This is a genomic window from Streptomyces sp. NPDC041135 (assembly GCF_055592085.1).
In genome coordinates this window covers 1-15,900 of sequence record NZ_JBVIYZ010000013.1, presented here as the reverse complement: position 1 = coordinate 15,900, position 15,900 = coordinate 1, and the positions used below count along the sequence as shown (strand labels likewise).

Annotated in this window: 14 protein-coding genes, 1 pseudogene and 1 riboswitch; of the genes and pseudogenes, 7 read left to right on the top strand and 8 right to left on the bottom strand. The window is 72.2% G+C overall.

The genetic code is table 11. The annotated features are described in order from the left end of the window. Window positions 1–109 precede the first annotated feature (109 nt). Both ACZ6CZ_RS26255 and fahA read right to left on the bottom strand, forming a co-directional pair. Window positions 110–1,048: a M56 family metallopeptidase gene (locus tag ACZ6CZ_RS26255; RefSeq protein ID WP_469025717.1), complete on the bottom strand. Its 939-nt coding sequence runs from the start codon at window positions 1,046–1,048 to the stop codon at window positions 110–112. 294 nt (window positions 1,049–1,342) lie between these two features. Further along, complete coding sequence (gene fahA / locus ACZ6CZ_RS26250; protein WP_469025714.1) at window positions 1,343–2,563, bottom strand: fumarylacetoacetase; 1,221 nt, start codon at window positions 2,561–2,563, stop codon at window positions 1,343–1,345. A gap of 331 nt (window positions 2,564–2,894) precedes the next feature. On the opposite strand from fahA, the gene ACZ6CZ_RS26245 reads away from it, so the two are divergent. After that, the gene (locus ACZ6CZ_RS26245; RefSeq protein ID WP_469025711.1) at window positions 2,895–3,743 is read left to right on the top strand and encodes an HAD family hydrolase; all 849 of its coding nucleotides are present in this window, start codon (window positions 2,895–2,897) and stop codon (window positions 3,741–3,743) included. Window positions 3,744–3,867: 124 nt separating this feature from the next. Here ACZ6CZ_RS26245 and ACZ6CZ_RS26240 read toward each other — a convergent pair whose 3' ends face one another. Continuing rightward, entirely contained in the window at window positions 3,868–4,359 is a 492-nt protein-coding gene (locus ACZ6CZ_RS26240) for a transglycosylase SLT domain-containing protein (RefSeq protein WP_469025708.1), read from the bottom strand. A gap of 4 nt (window positions 4,360–4,363) precedes the next feature. Beyond that, window positions 4,364–4,539, bottom strand: a riboswitch (cyclic di-AMP (ydaO/yuaA leader). Between the two features lie 1,083 nt (window positions 4,540–5,622). Here ACZ6CZ_RS26240 and ACZ6CZ_RS26235 point away from each other — a divergent pair. From ACZ6CZ_RS26235 to ACZ6CZ_RS26220, 4 genes are all read left to right on the top strand, one after another. Continuing rightward, window positions 5,623–6,633, top strand: a complete 1,011-nt coding sequence (locus ACZ6CZ_RS26235) for a polyprenyl synthetase family protein (RefSeq protein ID WP_469025705.1) — start codon at window positions 5,623–5,625, stop codon at window positions 6,631–6,633. A 360-nt stretch (window positions 6,634–6,993) separates the two neighbouring features. Beyond that, a complete protein-coding gene (locus tag ACZ6CZ_RS26230; RefSeq protein WP_469025703.1) occupies window positions 6,994–8,262 on the top strand; it encodes a LolA family protein in 1,269 nt (422 codons plus the stop codon). A gap of 157 nt (window positions 8,263–8,419) precedes the next feature. Next, on the top strand, window positions 8,420–9,478 hold the full coding sequence (locus tag ACZ6CZ_RS26225; protein WP_469025700.1) for an ABC transporter ATP-binding protein: 1,059 nt from the start codon (window positions 8,420–8,422) through the stop codon (window positions 9,476–9,478). Next, window positions 9,465–10,343, top strand: a complete 879-nt coding sequence (locus ACZ6CZ_RS26220; RefSeq protein WP_469025698.1) for an ABC transporter permease — start codon at window positions 9,465–9,467, stop codon at window positions 10,341–10,343. Before ACZ6CZ_RS26225 ends, ACZ6CZ_RS26220 begins: the two co-directional genes overlap by 14 nt. 10 nt (window positions 10,344–10,353) lie before the next feature. Here ACZ6CZ_RS26220 and ACZ6CZ_RS26215 read toward each other — a convergent pair whose 3' ends face one another. Next, on the bottom strand, window positions 10,354–10,941 hold the full coding sequence (locus ACZ6CZ_RS26215) for a flavodoxin family protein (protein WP_469025695.1): 588 nt from the start codon (window positions 10,939–10,941) through the stop codon (window positions 10,354–10,356). Window positions 10,942–11,154: 213 nt separating this feature from the next. On the opposite strand from ACZ6CZ_RS26215, the gene ACZ6CZ_RS26210 reads away from it, so the two are divergent. Next, complete coding sequence (locus ACZ6CZ_RS26210; protein ID WP_469025693.1) at window positions 11,155–12,330, top strand: hypothetical protein; 1,176 nt, start codon at window positions 11,155–11,157, stop codon at window positions 12,328–12,330. A 38-nt stretch (window positions 12,331–12,368) separates the two neighbouring features. Here ACZ6CZ_RS26210 and ACZ6CZ_RS26205 read toward each other — a convergent pair whose 3' ends face one another. From ACZ6CZ_RS26205 to ACZ6CZ_RS26195, 3 genes are all read right to left on the bottom strand, one after another. Then, the gene (locus tag ACZ6CZ_RS26205; protein ID WP_469025690.1) at window positions 12,369–12,845 is read right to left on the bottom strand and encodes a VOC family protein; all 477 of its coding nucleotides are present in this window, start codon (window positions 12,843–12,845) and stop codon (window positions 12,369–12,371) included. A gap of 35 nt (window positions 12,846–12,880) precedes the next feature. Further along, on the bottom strand, window positions 12,881–14,038 hold the full coding sequence (rarD, locus tag ACZ6CZ_RS26200; protein ID WP_469025687.1) for an EamA family transporter RarD: 1,158 nt from the start codon (window positions 14,036–14,038) through the stop codon (window positions 12,881–12,883). Between the two features lie 195 nt (window positions 14,039–14,233). Then, window positions 14,234–15,088, bottom strand: a complete 855-nt coding sequence (locus tag ACZ6CZ_RS26195; RefSeq protein WP_469025684.1) for an SDR family oxidoreductase — start codon at window positions 15,086–15,088, stop codon at window positions 14,234–14,236. 204 nt (window positions 15,089–15,292) lie between these two features. On the opposite strand from ACZ6CZ_RS26195, the gene ACZ6CZ_RS26190 reads away from it, so the two are divergent. Further along, on the top strand, window positions 15,293–15,703 hold the full coding sequence (locus ACZ6CZ_RS26190; RefSeq protein WP_469025681.1) for a winged helix-turn-helix transcriptional regulator: 411 nt from the start codon (window positions 15,293–15,295) through the stop codon (window positions 15,701–15,703). Window positions 15,704–15,732: 29 nt separating this feature from the next. On the opposite strand, the pseudogene ACZ6CZ_RS26185 reads toward ACZ6CZ_RS26190, so the two are convergent. Then, a pseudogene (locus tag ACZ6CZ_RS26185) lies at window positions 15,733–15,900 on the bottom strand (2-oxoacid:ferredoxin oxidoreductase subunit beta); the annotation flags it as partial.

Below are 15,900 nucleotides of genomic sequence, written 5' to 3'. Positions count from 1 at the left end.
ACCACCGTCACAACGGCGGCACTCTTACAGAAGGGCGCTGTCGCGACGCCACTGTCAAGGCAGCACTGTCAGGACGGCTCTGTCAGGCAACACCCTCCGGACGTCGCCGTCAGGACAGCACTGTCAGGGCAGGCGCGAAGGTGATCAGGAGGGGGAGCAGGGGGACCAGGGCCGCCGTGGTCGTGGTGAGCGCACGGTGTCTGGGCAGCAGGCGGGGCGGGGGCTCCAGCAGGCGGTCCACCCGTTCGCCGAGGAGGCGGCGGCTGGAGGCGCAGGAGAGGACGCCGCGGTGCTGGTTCAGCTCGATCAGCGCCAGGGCGGTGGTGAGGTGGCCGCAGCGGCGCGAGGCGGTGTCGTCGGCGGCCAGCTCGACCAGGCGGTGCGTCTGGTCGCAGAAGTGGGCGAAGAGAGGCACGTGCGGGAAGCCGGTGGCCAGGGCCGTGGAGAGGTGCAGCAGCCAGTCGTGGTGGGCGCGGGCGTGGCCGCGCTCGTGCGTGAGGACGGCGTCCAGCTGGTGGTCGGTCAGGCGGTGCAGCGCGCCGGTGGTGACGACCAGTTGGGGCGGGTGGCCCGGCATCCACCAGGCGTCCGGGTACTCGTCCTCCAGCACCAGCATCGGCCCGCGGGCGGCAGGCAGCCCGGCGGGCAGGTCCGGCGCACGCTCGCGCAAGTGCGCCCGGGTCCGGCCGCGGCGCCTGCGGGCCTCGACCAGCTCGCGGGCGAGCATCGCGGTCGTCCACGCGGCCCCGCAGGCCAGCAACAGGGTCAGTACGACAGCCCACACGGGAGCGGCCGTGAGGTCGTACGCGGCGGTGACGGCGGGCGGCGCCGGGGCGAAGACGTGGTCGCGGACGGTGCCGAAGACGGCCGCGGCACCCAGCGTCAGCGCCGCCAGGCAGCACAGCAGAACCGTGGCGACCAGGCACTGCCACACCCACAGCGCGACCACGGGTTCCCGCTCGGGCCAGGCGGCCCGGATGAGCGCGCGCGGCGCCGGGACGGCGGCGGTCAGCGCGACGGCACACAGCAGGAGGAGGCAGACGGTCATGCCGGGGACTCCGGTTCCTGGTCGGAGACGGATGAGGGCCGGGCAACAGGGCGGTGCGGTGCGGCCGGGCATTCGGTGGTGCGGCTGCCTGGCCAGTATGCCGGGGATCGGGCGCCGCAGTCAGTCGCCGAGCACGAACACTTCACCGCTCCCGCCGAGTTCCCCGCGCCACCCCGAGAGCCCGCCGGTCACACGAGCGCCCCCGCGCGCGAGACGACCCGCACGCGCGGGACGACCCCCACGCGCGGGAGACGCCGCTCGCCGCGCGTCGGCGCCGCGGCTCGCAGGGCCGTGTCAGCCGCCGGCCACCACTCGTCCGGTGACCTCGCCCAGGCCCACGCGCACCCCGTGCGGTCCGGGGGCCCAGGCGGACAGCGTCACCACGTCGCCGTCCTCCAGGAAGGTCCGCTTGCCGTCCGGCAGGTCCAGGGGGTCCCGCCCGTTCCAGGTCAGTTCCAGCAGCGAGCCGCGCTCCCGTGGCGTGGGCCCGCTGACGGTTCCCGACCCGTACAGGTCGCCGGTGCGCAGGGAGGCGCCGTTCACCGTCATGTGGGCGAGCTGCTGCGCGGCCGTCCAGTACATGGTGGAGAACGGCGGCTCGGACACCGTATGGCCGTTGATCGCCACGGAGATGCGCAGGTCGTAGCCGCCGGGCTCGATGTCGGGTGCCGCGTCGTCCAGGTAGGGCAGCAGCGGGTGCGTGCGCTCCGGCGGGGTCACCCGGGCCGACTCCAGCGCCTCCAGCGGGGTGATCCACGCCGAGACCGAGGTGGCGAAGGACTTGCCGAGGAACGGTCCGAGGGGAACGTACTCCCAGGCCTGCACGTCCCGTGCCGACCAGTCGTTCAGCAGGCACAGCCCGAAGACGTGCTCGCGGAAGTCGGCCAGCGCGACCGGCCTGCCCAGCCCCGACGGCACGCCCACCACGAAGCCGACCTCCGCTTCGATGTCCAGCCGGACGGAGGGGCCGAAGACCGGTGCCGGATCGGCGGGGCCCTTGCGCTGCCCGGACGGCCGTACGACGTCGGTGCCCGAGACGACCACGGTGCCCGAGCGGCCGTGGTAACCGATCGGCAGGTGCTTCCAGTTGGGGGTCAGCGAGTCCTCGGCATCGGGGCGGAAGATCTGGCCCACGTTGCGGGCGTGGTTCTCGGAGGCGTAGAAGTCGACGTAGTCGGCCACCTCGAAGGGCAGGTGCAGCGTCACCTCCGCCAGCGGGTGCAGGAGCGGCTCGATCACCTCGCGATGGGAGGGCACCGTCACCCAGGCCGTCAGGGCCCGCCGCACGTCCGACCAGGCCGTGCGGCCGGCGGCTAGCAGCGGGTTCAGGGTGGGGCGGGCGAGCAGGGAGCCGTACGGCGAACCGAGTGCCGCGGCCGCGGCGCCCGCGTCGAGCACGTGGTCGCCGAGCCGGACGCCGACCCGCCGTTCCTGGCTGCCGGCAGGCGAGAACACGCCATAAGGGAGGTTGTGCGGGCCGAAGGGGTCGCCCTCGGGGACGTCGAAGGGGGGCATGGGGTACTGCCTCACTCTCATCCGGGCCGTGCATGGCGTTGTGTTCCATGTGGTCGCGCCACACGTTACGGGTGAGTTGCCTGTCCTGGGCAGCGCCTTCAAGTCACCACGGTCATCCGCTGCCGATGTGCCACACGGATGTCTGCTCATGGGTACGCAGTTCTCGATGCGCGTGAACGATCGCGCATGAGCGATCACGCATGAACTATTGCGGAGAAGGGCGGAGAAGGCCGGGTAGGCAGGTAGGCAGGTAAGCAGGTAGGCGGAGAGGCCGGGGAGGCCGGTGAAACGGGGGTGAGTCGGAGGGGCGTGCGGTCCGTATTCTCTGCTCATGGCCGCACCCACCGCATCGTTCGCGCCCCCCGCGTCACCCGCGCGCCCCGCGTACGCCCTGATCGCCACCGACCTGGACGGAACGCTGCTGCGCGGCGACGACACTGTCTCCGACCGGTCGCGTGCCGCGCTCGCGCGGGTCGCCAGGGCCGGCGCCCGGCATCTCGTGGTCACCGGTCGCCCGGCGCCCCGGGTACGGCCGCTCCTGGACGACCTGGGCTGCACGGGGCTCGCGGTGTGCGGCCAGGGCGCGCAGGTGTACGACGCCGGCGCGGACCGGCTGCTGTGGTCGGTGACGCTGGAACGGGAGCTGGCGGAGACCGCCCTCGGCAAGATCGAAGCCGAGGTGGGACAGGTCTACGCGGCCGTGGACCAGGACGGCGTGGACGGCCTCACGCTGATCGAACCCGGGTACCTGATGCCCCACCCCACCCTGCCGGCGGTACGCGTCGACCGGCGCGACGACCTGTGGTGCGCGCCGATCAGCAAGGTGCTGCTGCGCCATCACACCCTCTCCGACGACGCGTTGGCGGCATGCGCACGCTCGGCGGTTGGCTCGCTGGCGACGGTCACCATGTCGGGGCCGGGAACGGTGGAACTCCAGCCGTCCGGCGTCACCAAGGCGACCGGCCTGGCGCTGGCGGCCGAGTACCTGGGGCTCAGCGCCGACCAGGCCCTGGCCTTCGGTGACATGCCCAACGACATCCCGATGTTCGACTGGGCGGCACACGGGGTGGCGATGGCCAACGCCCACCCCGAACTGCGGGCGGTGGCCGACGAGGTCACCTCGTCGAACGAGGACGACGGCATCGCCGTCGTCCTCGAAAGACTCTTCCCGACCGGCTGACCGGCTGACCGGCTGACCGACTGATCGGCTGACCGGACGACTGGCTGACCTGCTTGACGGCCTACCGGCCCATGGGCTGACCAGGCTGTGGCTGCTGCTGGCTGCCGGCCGGGAACAGTGGCTGTCAGTACGCGCCGAAGACGTTGTCGATCGAGCCGTACCGCGCGGCCGCGTAGTTGCAGGCGGCGGTGATGTTCGCGACCGGGTCGTACGGGTCGTACGCCGTGCCGGCCACGTGGTAGGTCGCGAAGGTCGGGTCGATGACCTGGAGCAGGCCCTTGGACGGGGTGCCCTTCACCGCGTTGGAGTCCCACAGGTTGATGGCGCGGGGGTTGCCCGAGGACTCGCGCATGACGTTGCGGTAGATACCGTTGTAGGTGCCCGGGATGCCCTTTTCGGCCATGATGGCGAGGGACTCCCGGATCCAGCCGTCCAGGTTGTTCGGGTACCCGGCGAGGGTGGTCGAGGGCGTCGTGGCCGACGTCGTGGTGGCGGCGGAGGCGGTGGCCGCGCCGGCGAGCGGAAGTGCGAGAACAGCGGCGCCGACGCCGGCGACGGCCAGGGTGCGGGCCAGGCGCTGGGCGCGGGTACGACGGGGCTGAGCGACAACAGACATGCGGCATTCCTCTCCGTCGCCTGCGAGGTGAGCTGTCGGGTTCGGGCGGGGAGGTGCCCGGCCACGCCACCGTGTGGCGGCGCGACTTCACCCCTAGCCGGGTCCGGTGCGGCATGTGCCGTCCGGCCCGGCGGCTTACCTGGGTCCCCCGCTCCTGCCGTACGAAATGGTTCGTCAATGGGGTACGACGGGCGGCGGCAGGATTAGGCGTTCCGCCCGGCAGGTCGGGAACGTATGCGAGAGCACATGTCGGGAACAAGTACCGGTTTCACCCAACGTCCTAATTGACCTTGATCGAAGGCGTATGAGGTACTTGATCCTTTGCGGTCGCCAAGGCTCAACTGGCGCACAGAAAAGGCAAGAAGTGGCTCAGGTGGGCCAGGGGGCGCTTCAGGGGGCGCGTGACCCAACTCACTATTTGGCAAATTACGCTAAATCAGACATCACTAGACATGGGGGATTCGTGAAATCCGCCTTCTCGGGGTCGGAATTCGAGTTCGCGTCGGGTTCGGGTTCGGGTTCGGGTTCGGGTTCGGTTGGAATGCTGCATCGCCGCCCTTCTCGCGCGTTACCCCGTGCGCGACGGCGAAGTGGTCCGTGTCACATGTCATGGGGGGCGAGTCCCGGCCGTCGTGTTCGCGGCAGCGTCGGGTGGTGCGGCCGGGTTGGCCACCGTGAGCGGGCGATGGCGGAGGGTGGCCGTGCTCTAGGTGTGGCTGTACGGCTGCGTGGAGATCCGCCCCAGGTGCCACCGTCGGCCAGTCGGGGTGGGCGCAGCGGTGGGCCTGCCTCGGAAGCGGTACGAGACGTCGGCCGAAGCGGTACGAGACGTCGGCCGTCCGTGGCGACGGTGAGCGTCGTGCACGCGCACGGGTCCGTGCGAGGGCGCACGCGCGCGTGCATGTCGACCGCGAGGGGAAGCCGGGACTACGGGTCGCACCACTCTCCAGGCCCGGCCCTCCCGGCGCGGCCCTCCCCGGCGGTCGGGGATCACCGCTCTCCGTCGGCGGGGATCATGACTCTCCGGGACACGGCTTGTCGGTCGTTTCGCGACAAGAGGGGTGTGTTCCTGTTAAGTCGATCAATGTCCGTTCGTATCAGCTGATCAGAAACATACCGGCCGTGATCCGATACCGCCCGGGCTGGACGGGTGGGCGCTATCGGTGATCGAAACCTGACCGGATACGCTGACTTGAGTGATGGCAACGACCTATCGACAAACCGTGTAATCGCCAGCTGACACCAGCAGACAGGAGACCCCTCGTGACCGTCGTCGGGCCGTTCGGGCTGAGCGTGCGGGACCAGGCTCTGGAAGCCGATGTCCAGGCCGGATTGACGGCTGTCGAGGAGGGCTTGCTCGAGGCCACCAAGAGCGAGGTCCCCTTCATCACGGAGGCGGCGCAGCACCTGGTGCGGGCCGGCGGGAAGCGGTTCCGACCGCTGCTCGTGATGCTCGCGGCGCAGTTCGGTGACCCGTACGCGCCCGGTGTCGTGCCGTCGGCCGTCGTCGTCGAGCTGACGCATCTCGCGACCCTGTACCACGACGACGTCATGGACGAGGCGTCCGTCCGGCGCGGGGTGGACAGTGCGAACACGCGCTGGGGCAACTCCGTCGCCGTCCTCACCGGGGACTTCCTCTTCGCCCGCGCCTCCCAGATCCTGGCGGACCTCGGTCCCGAGGCGGTACGGGTCCAGGCCCTCGCGTTCGAGCGGCTGGTGACCGGGCAGATCCTGGAGACCGCCGGCCCCACGGACGGCCGGGACCCGGTCGAGCACTACCTGGACGTTCTCGGCGGCAAGACGGGCTCGCTGGTGGCGGTGTCGTGCCGGTTCGGCGCGATGATGTCCGGCGCCGACGAGACGGTCGTCGACGTTCTGACGCAGTACGGCGAGCGGCTCGGCGTCGCCTTCCAGCTCGCGGACGACGTGCTGGACATCGCCTCCGACTCCCACGAGTCCGGCAAGACCCCCGGCACCGACCTGCGCGAGGGCATCCCCACCCTGCCCGTGCTGCGGTTGCGGGAGCGCGCGGCGCGGCTCGGGCTGCCCGAGGACGTCGCCCTGTGCGAGCTGCTGGACTCCGATCTCACCGACGACGCCCGGCACGCCGAGGCCCTGACCGCCCTGCGGGCGCACCCCGCCCTGGAGCAGGCCCGCAGGGACACCGTGCGGTACGCGGAGGAGGCCCGCTCGGCGCTGGCCCCGCTGCGGGAGTGCGACGCGAAGGCGGCCCTGCTGGAGCTGTGCGACGCCGTGGTGCACCGCGCCGGCTGAGCGGCGAGCCACCGGGGCGGCCCCGGCCGGTCACCACTGCCCCCGCGCATCCCGCCCCGCCCCCGCGCATCCCGTCCGGTCGGGTCCGGTCCCGTCCGTGCGGGTCCGATCCGGCTCCGTGCGGGTCCGATCCGGCTCCATGCGGGTTCCGGTCCCCTACGGGTAGGAGAGACAAGGGGCCCTGCGTGTCATACCCCAGGCGTACACGGAGTTGGCTCCGAGGGCTGACGCTTCCTCACGGCCGATTTGGTCAGATGGAAACCACGGAAATCACCACTCCTCACCGATTCGGGTGAGAATGGCGGCTCAGGGTGAACCAGGGTGAGGGCAGCCGCCGCCGACGACGGAGGTAAGGCACACATGGCACCGTACGAATCCGACGACACCACGGGCGCGGCGGGCGACGAGGACCTGCGTCCCGGCCGGCGCAAGGCCGCGCGCTACGCCGTCCCGGTCGCGGTGGTGGGGGTGGCGGCGGCCACGATCGGGCTGGTCCCGGCGCTCGCCAGTTCCGGCGACCCCGACCTGCCGAAGATCACCGCCCAGCAGCTCATCGACAAGATGGCCAGGTCGGACGTGCAGCAGTTGTCCGGCACCGTGAAGATCAGCACCGATCTCGGCCTGCCCGACCTCGGCGGCCTCGAGAACGGCCTCGCCTCCGGACTGGGCCAGGGCGGCGACGGCTCCTCCGCCGATCCCTCCTCCCGGCTCACCGAGCTGGCCTCCGGCACACATACCCTGCGCGTGGCCGGCGACGGCCCCGACCGGCAGAAGGTGTCGCTGCTGGAGAGCGGCGCCGAGTACAGCCTCATACACAACGGCGAGAACGTCTGGGGCTACGACAGCAAGTCCAACGAGGTCTACCACTCCACCGCCCACCAGGCCGGCAAGGAACAGCGGTCCGAGCCGCCTGCGACGCCCAAGGACTTCGCCGACCAGCTGCTGAAGTCGGTCGACAGCACCACGTCGGTGACCGTGGACGGCACCGCGCAGGTGGCCGGCCGGGACGCCTACCGGCTGCTCGTCAAGCCCCGGCAGTCCGGCTCCACCGTCGGCGCGATCAGCATCGCCGTCGACGCGAAGACGGGCCTGCCGCTGAAGTTCACGCTGACCCCGTCGAGCGGCGGCGCCGCCGTCATCGACGCCGGTTTCACCCAGGTGAGCTTCGCCGCACCGGCCGCCTCGACCTTCTCCTTCACCCCGCCCAAGGGTGCCAAGGTCACCGAGGGCGACGACAGGTCCGGCGACCACAAGACCGGTGGGCACAAGGCCGGCGACGGTGCCGAGAAATCCCTCGGGCTGCCCGGACTGCCCGGGCTGTCCGTCCCCGGTTCCGGCGGCCACTCCGCCGATGGCGCCGACGGCGCCGACGTCATCGGCCAGGGCTGGAGCTCCGTAGCCACCTTCGACACCGGCGCGGAGGGCGGCCTGCCCTCCGGCTCCGGCTCCGGCGGCAGCGCTGTGGACGGCTTCCTCGGCTCGCTCGGCGACAAGGTCACCGGCACGTTCGGCAAGGGCACGGTGTTCTCCACCCGCCTGGTCAACGCCCTGATCACCGACGACGGCAAGGTGTACGTCGGCGCGGTCGACAAGGCCACCCTGGTCAAGGCGGCGAACACGGCGAAGTGACCCCCTGAGGGACCCGGGCCCCGAACCCCGAACCCCGAACCTCGAACCCCGAACCCCGAACCTCGAACCCCGGACCGGGGCCGGGGCCGGGACCGAGGGCCGGGAACTGGGGCCGGGGCACCCCGGGGGGTCCGGGCACGACGAAACGAGGGAGCCGATGGGCGAACCGTCCGCCGCGGAGCGGGTGTCGGGGCAGAGCGCGGACGGTGGTGACGCCGAGGCCCTGCGACACCCAGCAGCGAGCGCCACGGCGGACAAGGCCGCCGGTGTCACAGGGCATCCGGTGGCCGCGGTCATCGAGACCCGCGGACTCACCAAGCGCTACCGCGGCGGCCAGCTCGCCGTGGACGCCCTGGACCTGACCGTCCCGGCCGGCAGCGTCTTCGGCTTCCTCGGTCCGAACGGCTCCGGCAAGACGACGACCATCCGCATGCTGATGGGCCTGATCGAGCCGACCTCGGGCACGGCACGCGTCCTGGGCCACCCGGTCCCGCGTGCCGCGCGCGCCGTCCTGCCGCAGGTCGGCGCGCTCATCGAGGGCCCCGCGCTGTACGGCTTCCTGTCCGGCCGGGACAACCTCCTGCGCTACGACGCCGCCGACCCCACCGCCGACCCGCGCACCCGTCGCACACGCGTCGCGGCGGCACTGGACCGGGTCGGCCTGACCGCGACGGCGGGCCGCAAGGCACGTGCCTACTCGCTAGGCATGAAACAGCGCCTCGGACTCGCCGCGGCGCTGCTCCAGCCGCGGCGGCTGCTCGTGCTGGACGAACCCACCAACGGACTCGACCCCCAGGGCATGCGCGAGATCCGCACCCTGATCCGGGAGCTGGCCTCCGACGGCACGACCGTGTTCCTCTCCTCCCACCTGCTGGACGAGATCGAGCAGGTGTGCACCCACGCGGCGGTGATGGCGCAGGGCCGGCTGATCGTCCAGGGAGCGGTGGCCGACCTGGTGGCCGGGGCGCGGGGCCGGCTGGTGGTGATCACACCGGACACCGGTGAGGCGGCCCGGGTGCTGAAGGAGCAGGGCGTCGGGGACGTCGTCGTGAGCGACGAGCGGGTCACCGGCGAGCCGCCCGGGCGGGATCTCGCCGAGGTCAGCGCGGCCCTGGTCGGGGCGGGTGTCCGCGTGCGCGGGTTCACCCTGGAGCGGCCATCGCTGGAGGACGCGTTCGTGGCGCTGACGGGGGAGGGCTTCGATGTCGCGGGCTGAGGCGGCGGTGGCGGTGCGGCGGCCCGGTCCGCTGTGGACGTTCGGGCTGCTGCGCAACGAGCTGGTCACCACCTTCCGGCGCTGGCGCACCCTGGCGCTGCTCGGGGTACTGGCGGCGGTCCCGGTGCTGGTCGGGATCGCGGTGCGGATCGAGACCCGCGGCGGCACGTCGGCGGGCCGCGGCAATGGCGAGGGCCCGGCGTTCATCGCGCAGATCACCAACAACGGCCTGTTCCTGGTGTTCACGGCGCTGGCGGCGACCCTGCCGTTCTTCCTGCCGATGGCGGTCGGTGTCGTCGCGGGTGACGCCATCGCGGGCGAGGCGGGCGCGGGCACCCTGCGCTACCTCCTGGTCGCCCCGGCCGGCCGCACCCGCCTGCTGCTCACCAAGTACGCGACCACGATGGCCTTCTGCCTGCTCGCCACGCTGGTCGTCGCCGTCACCGCGCTCGCCGTCGGCGCGCTGCTGTTCCCGCTGGGCGACCTGACGACCATCTCGGGCACCCGGATCGGTCTCGGCGCCGGTCTCGGCCGGGCGCTGCTGATCGCCCTGGTCGTCGCCGCGTCCCTCACCGGCGTCGCCGCCCTCGGGCTGTTCGTGTCCACGCTCACCAGCAGCGGCATCGCGGCGATGGCGACCACGGTCGGCCTGGTCATCACCGTCCAGATCCTCGACCAGATCCCCCAGCTGCACGCGCTCCAGCCGTACTTCTTCTCGCACTACTGGCTGTCCTTCGCCGACCTGATGCGCGACCCCGTCTACTGGGACGGCCTGCTGCGCAACCTCGGCCTCCAGGCGGTGTACGCGGCCGTGTTCGGCTCGGCGGCCTGGGCGCGGTTCACGACGAAGGACATCACCGCGTAAGGACCGGACGTCAGACGGTCTGGTGCGGGAAGCGGGCCGGCGGTGCCTCGCGGGCGAAGAAGGTCTTCGCGCGGGCCAGCGCCTCGGTGTCCTTCAGGACGTCGCCGGGCGCGCTGCCGTTGCCCAGCAGGACCCCGCCGAAGCGCATCTCCAGGTACGCGGCCGAGTTGTTGAGGGTGCCGGTGAGCGGTTCGGCCACCGACGGCTCCGGGTCCGCCAGCGCCGCGACGCCCCACAGGGTCCGTCCGGCCATGGTCGCGCGGAAGTCCACGCCGGGGGTGCGCAGCCAGCCGGACCAGTAGTCCAGGTAGCGCTTGGTCAGGCCGGACACCGAGTACCAGTACACCGGTGAGGCGATCACGATGTCCGTGGCCGCGAGGGTGGCGTCGAGCAGCCGACCCGTAGGGCTGTCCGAGGGCGGCCGTACGTGGTCGCTGTCGTGCCGCAGATCCACGAAGTCGGGCAGCGGGTGCTCGGCCAGGCCGATCCACTCCTGCTCGACGTCGGCGGGCAGCTGTTCGGCGGCCGCCCGGGCCAGCGACTCGGTGTTGCCGTCGGCGCGGGCGCTGCCCAGCACGAAGAGGAAGCGGCGGGTCATGGGTCCCCCAGATGAATTGGCGACGAGTGCCGGCGTACGACCAATGCAGGCATGTGCATTATATGCGCGCGCAACTATATGTCCAGGGAAAACCGGGCAGGTTTCCTGGTGCGAGGCTGTGACGTCGCGGTGACGCGGGAACCGTGCCGGGCGGAGACACTCGAAGCAAGCACGCGTACGACCGGACGGCGACGCCCGGGGGGATGGGGGACGATGTCTCGATTCAGCCGCGAGGAGCAGCGGCAGCAGCAGGGCTCCGGGCAGCCGTCCGGCCCGGCCGCCCTTCGCGCGCCGGTCGAGGTGTACGTCACGCGGGCCGGTGGGGCCACGGTGGACGGCGCGAGGATCGTGCCGGACGCCGGTGAGGACGTCCAGCAGGCCGTCCTGAACCACCTTCACCGGCTCGCCGTCACCACCGGCCATCCTGTACTCGCCACCGTCCACGACGGACTAGCCGGCTGCGTCGTCCCCCTCCAGGTGGACACGGACGGCTCCAGCCGGTGCACGGGAGACCCGGTGCCGGTGGCCCCGCCCGAGGCGTCGGCGGGCGCGCCGTCGGCGGGGACGGTGCAGGCGCCCACCGGGGTCTTCGGTCCGCCGCCGGTGATGACCGCCGCCGTACCGCGGACCGCAGGTCCCCCGGCACCCGGGCCGGACCCCGAACCCGCACTCGTATCCGGCATAGCACCCGCACCTGCACCCGTGTCCGGGTCGGCACCCTCGTACGCGCCCCGACCCCACCCCGCCCCTGATCCGGACCCCGACTCCGATCCCGACCCTGACCCGGATGTCAGGGGCTTCCTCCCTTCCACCGCGACCCCCACCCCCGCCCGGGGTTTCGACGCGGTCGCCGAGGAGGTGCTCGGGGACGAACCGGTGACCGAGACGGCGGAGGGCGCGGCGCTGCTCACCGAGCCGATGGCGCGGATCAACGAGGCGGTGCGATCGGGGCGGATCGACAGCGCGGCGGAACTGGCGGACCGTACCGTCACCGAGGCCACCGCCGTGCTCGGACCCGGCCACCGCGAGGTGCTGCACCTGCGCGAACTGACCGCCTACATCGCCTACCTGGCGGGTGACCCGGTGCGCTCCTTCCACCTCTCCCTCGACCTGGCCCGGCTGCGCCGGCGGGACCGGGACGCGGAGGCGGCCTACGGCAACGTGCAGAGCGCGGCGACCGCCTGGCGCGCGGTGCGCGACCCGGAGCAGGGGCTCAACCTCGGCCGCGACCTGATCGGCCTGTGGACGGATCTGACCGCCGAGGAAGGCCCGGCGGCCGGCGACATCGAGGAACTGGAGTCCGCCCACGCCCGCATGGGCCGCCTGGCCAAACGCGCCGGCCGGCACCCTCAAGGGGCCGGCAGCCCACGGGGCAGGGGCGAGGGGTAAGAGCGAAGGGCAGAGATACCCGCGCACCCGGACCGTGCTCAGTGCACGCAGAACTCGTTCCCCTCCGGGTCCGCCATCACCACCCACGCCCCGGCGGGCTCCCGCACCCGCGTCAGCACGCGCGCGCCGAGCCGTTCCAGCCGCGCCACCTCGTCGTCGCGACGCCCCTCACCGGGGTGGAGGTCGAGGTGGAGCCGGTTCTTGACGGTCTTCGCCTCCGGGACGCGCTGGAAGAGCAGCCGCCGCCCCTGACCGGTGCCGGTCTCCGGGTCGTAGGGGTCGTCCGGGTGCCGTACGGCGATCAGGTCCCGGAAGGCGGCCCTGCCGTGGTACTCCACGGTGGCCGCGCCGGGCAGCGCGCCCAGCTCCAGGAGCCGTTCGACGAGCGCGCTGTTGTCCTCGGGTTCGTAGTGCAGTGCGCCGGCCCAGAAGTCGGCCAGCGCGTGCGGATCGGTGGCGTCGACGACGAGCTTCCAGTGCAGCGGGACGGGTGCGGGTGCGGGCGTCTGCGTCATGCCGACCACTTATAGCGGACCGAGGTCCGTCCGGCTCACGGACAGCCGGGTTCCGTCCCGGTCGCTGCGTGGCGCCGCGATTCGGCACCCGGGATACCCGCGGATTCGCACGACTCGCCGGACTCTGCGGCGACCGCGACCGCGACCGGCGCCGGTCCGGCCGACTCGGCGGCCACCGCGATCGGCAGCTCGGCGGGGTACACCGCGCCCGCGGCAGACGGTTCTGCGGACTGTCCGGTGGCCGTCTCCGGCAACGGGGTGACCGCCGCGGCCGCGCGCCGCCCGGCGGCCAGCGTCCGCGCGTTGTGGCGGGCCGTGCGCAACGCGTCCCAGGTGAGCATGATCAGCGCCAGCCAGACCAGGGCGAACCCGGCCCAGCGCTCGGGCGGCATGGCCTCGCCGAAGTAGATGACGCCGAGCACGAACTGGAAGACGGGCGCGAGGTACTGCAGCAGGCCGAGCGTGGACAGCGGCACGCGTATCGCGGCGGCGCCGAAGCAGACCAGCGGGAGGGCGGTGACCACACCGGTGGAGGCGAGCAGCGCGGCGTGCCCGGCGCCCTCGCCGGTGAAGGTGGCGTCACCCCGCGCACCCAGCCACAGCAGGTAGCCCAGCGCGGGCAGGAACAGGATGGCGGTCTCGGCGGCCAGCGACTCGATGCCGCCGAGGTTGACCTTCTTCTTCACCAGCCCGTACGTGGCGAAGGAGAAGGCGAGACAGAGGGAGATCCACGGCGGCCGCCCGTAGCCGACGGCCAGGACGGCCACGGCGGCGAAGCCGATGCCGACCGCCGCCCACTGCGCCGGCCGCAGCCGTTCCTTGAGCAGCAGCACGCCCATCGCGATCGTCACCAGCGGGTTGATGAAGTACCCGAGGGAGGCCTCGACGACGTGGCCGGAGTTCACGGCCCAGATGTAGACGCCCCAGTTGACCGTGATGACGGCGGCGGCCACCGTCACGAGCCCGAGCTTGCGCGGCTGGCGCAGCAGCTCCCCGGCCCAGGCCCAGCGCCGGACGACTACCAGGGCGACGGCGACGAATCCGAGGGACCACACCATGCGGTGGGCCAGGATCTCCACGCTCCCGGCCGGCTTCAGCAGCGGCCAGAACAGGGGCACGAGCCCCCACATGCCGTACGCGGCGAAGCCGTTCAGCAGCCCCGTCCGGTCCTCACCCTTGGTCGTCCCGGCCACGGGTCCCTCCTTCACACCTCACACGAACGCGGGAACGAAGGTAACGCCGCGCACCCCCGCCTGTCATGCGCGTATCGCCATACGGTCATGACAGTGGGCGGCGTTGCGGAACAGGCGGGCCGGCCGTGCGGGCCAGGGCCGGCCGTGAGGCTAGGAGGGGCGGCCGTGTGGGCCAGGAAGGGCGGCCGTGGGGGGTCAGCTCTTGAGCGCGGCGGCGACGGCCTCGGCGAGCGGAGTGGTCGGTCGGCCGGCCAGGCGGGAGAGGTCACCGGTGGAGACCACCAGCTCGCCCCTCTCGATCGAGGCGTCGACGCCGGCCAGGATCCCGGCGAGCGGCTCCGGCACTCCGGCGCCGGTCAGGATGGACGCGAGGGCCTCGGTGGAGACCGCGTTGTAGGTGATCTCCCGGCCGGTCTGCCGGCTCAGCTCGGCCGCGTACTCCGCGAAGCTCCACGCCTCGTCGCCGCCCAGCTCGTACGTCTGGTTCTCGTGCCCCTCGCCCGTCAGCACCGCGACGGCCGCGGCGGCGTAGTCGGCGCGGGCGGCGGAGGAGACCCGGCCCTCTCCGGCGGCCGCGACGACCGCGTCGTGCGCCAGTACCGGGGCGAGGTTCTCGGTGTAGTTCTCGTGGTACCAGCCGTTGCGCAGCAGCGTGTACGGCAGGCCCGAGGCGAGCAGCACCTCCTCGGTCGCCCGGTGGTCGTCGGCGAGCGCGGCCGTCAGGCTGCCCGGGGCGCTGGTGTACGCCAGCAGTGCCACCCCGGCCGCCCGGGCCGCGTCGATGACGACCCGGTGCTGCTCCACCCGGCCCTTGGCGAACTCGTTCCCCGAGATGAGGAGCACCTTGTCGCCGGCGGCGAAGAGGCCGTCGAAGGTCTCGGGGGCGTTGTAGTCGGCGACCGCGAGCTTCACCCCGCGGGCCTCGAGGCCGCCGGCCCTGGCCCGGTCCCGCACGACGGCGGTGACCTGCTCGGCCGGGACCTTCTCCAGCAACTGCTCCACGACGTGGCGTCCGAGGTGTCCGGTGGCTCCGGTGACGACGATGCTCATGGTGTCGATCTCCTTGTGGGATGGGTCCGCCCCGGCGGCCGGTGCTGCGGCGGTTACCTGCGGGTACGGCTGCCCGATGGAGGGCATGCCTTTTCGAGGTATCTGCCCCGATAGGGGTTGTCTGCCCTGCTCGGTGCCTCTGCGACCAACCCTAGGAGCGACACTAACTTCTGGAAAGTACCCACTTTGAAGTAAGGTACTGGCATGGCAGTAACCAAGCGGGATCCGTCCCCGGCAGCGGCCGAGGCGTTGTGCCCCTACCGCCTCGTCCTGGAGCACGTCACCAGCCGCTGGGGCGTCCTGGTGCTGATCGAGCTGCTCGACCGCCCCCACCGCTTCAGCGAGCTGCGCCGAGCGGTCGGGCGCGTCGGCCGCGACGTCAGCGAGAAGATGCTCGCCCAGACCCTGCAGACCCTGGAGCGCGACGGCCTCGTGCACCGCGACGCCAAGCCGGTCATCCCGCCCCGCGTCGACTACTCCCTCACCGACCTCGGCCGCGAGGCGGCCCAGCAGGTGCGGTCACTGGCCCGGTGGACGCAGGACCGCATGGCCGACGTGGAGAACTCCCGCCGCACCTACGACGAGACCCGGGAGGCGCGCTCCCGGGCCTCCTGACCGTGATCGCCTGTCCCGCCCGTCAGTCCTCAGCCGACGACGGTCCAGGTGTCCTTGCCGGCGAGGAGCGCGGCGAGGTCGCCCTTGCCGTGCTGTTCGACGGCGGTGTCGAGCTGGTCGGACATGAGGGTGTCGTAGACGGGGCGGCGCACGGAGCGCAGGACGCCGATGGGGGTGTGGTGCAGGGTGTCGGGGTC

What these genes read in the sequence shown, in the direction of transcription:
- ACZ6CZ_RS26220 (WP_469025698.1), top strand. Translation starts at nt 9,465, where the DNA reads ATGTCGCGGGCTGAGGCGGCGGTGGCGGTGCGGCGGCCCGGTCCGCTG.
- ACZ6CZ_RS26230 (WP_469025703.1), top strand. Translation starts at nt 6,994, where the DNA reads ATGGCACCGTACGAATCCGACGACACCACGGGCGCGGCGGGCGACGAG.
- fahA (WP_469025714.1), bottom strand. Translation starts at nt 2,563, where the DNA reads ATGCCCCCCTTCGACGTCCCCGAGGGCGACCCCTTCGGCCCGCACAAC.
- ACZ6CZ_RS26215 (WP_469025695.1), bottom strand. Translation starts at nt 10,941, where the DNA reads ATGACCCGCCGCTTCCTCTTCGTGCTGGGCAGCGCCCGCGCCGACGGC.
- ACZ6CZ_RS26245 (WP_469025711.1), top strand. Translation starts at nt 2,895, where the DNA reads ATGGCCGCACCCACCGCATCGTTCGCGCCCCCCGCGTCACCCGCGCGC.
- ACZ6CZ_RS26210 (WP_469025693.1), top strand. Translation starts at nt 11,155, where the DNA reads ATGTCTCGATTCAGCCGCGAGGAGCAGCGGCAGCAGCAGGGCTCCGGG.
- ACZ6CZ_RS26255 (WP_469025717.1), bottom strand. Translation starts at nt 1,048, where the DNA reads ATGACCGTCTGCCTCCTCCTGCTGTGTGCCGTCGCGCTGACCGCCGCC.
- ACZ6CZ_RS26195 (WP_469025684.1), bottom strand. Translation starts at nt 15,088, where the DNA reads ATGAGCATCGTCGTCACCGGAGCCACCGGACACCTCGGACGCCACGTC.
- ACZ6CZ_RS26225 (WP_469025700.1), top strand. Translation starts at nt 8,420, where the DNA reads ATGGGCGAACCGTCCGCCGCGGAGCGGGTGTCGGGGCAGAGCGCGGAC.
- ACZ6CZ_RS26240 (WP_469025708.1), bottom strand. Translation starts at nt 4,359, where the DNA reads ATGTCTGTTGTCGCTCAGCCCCGTCGTACCCGCGCCCAGCGCCTGGCC.
- ACZ6CZ_RS26190 (WP_469025681.1), top strand. Translation starts at nt 15,293, where the DNA reads ATGGCAGTAACCAAGCGGGATCCGTCCCCGGCAGCGGCCGAGGCGTTG.
- ACZ6CZ_RS26205 (WP_469025690.1), bottom strand. Translation starts at nt 12,845, where the DNA reads ATGACGCAGACGCCCGCACCCGCACCCGTCCCGCTGCACTGGAAGCTC.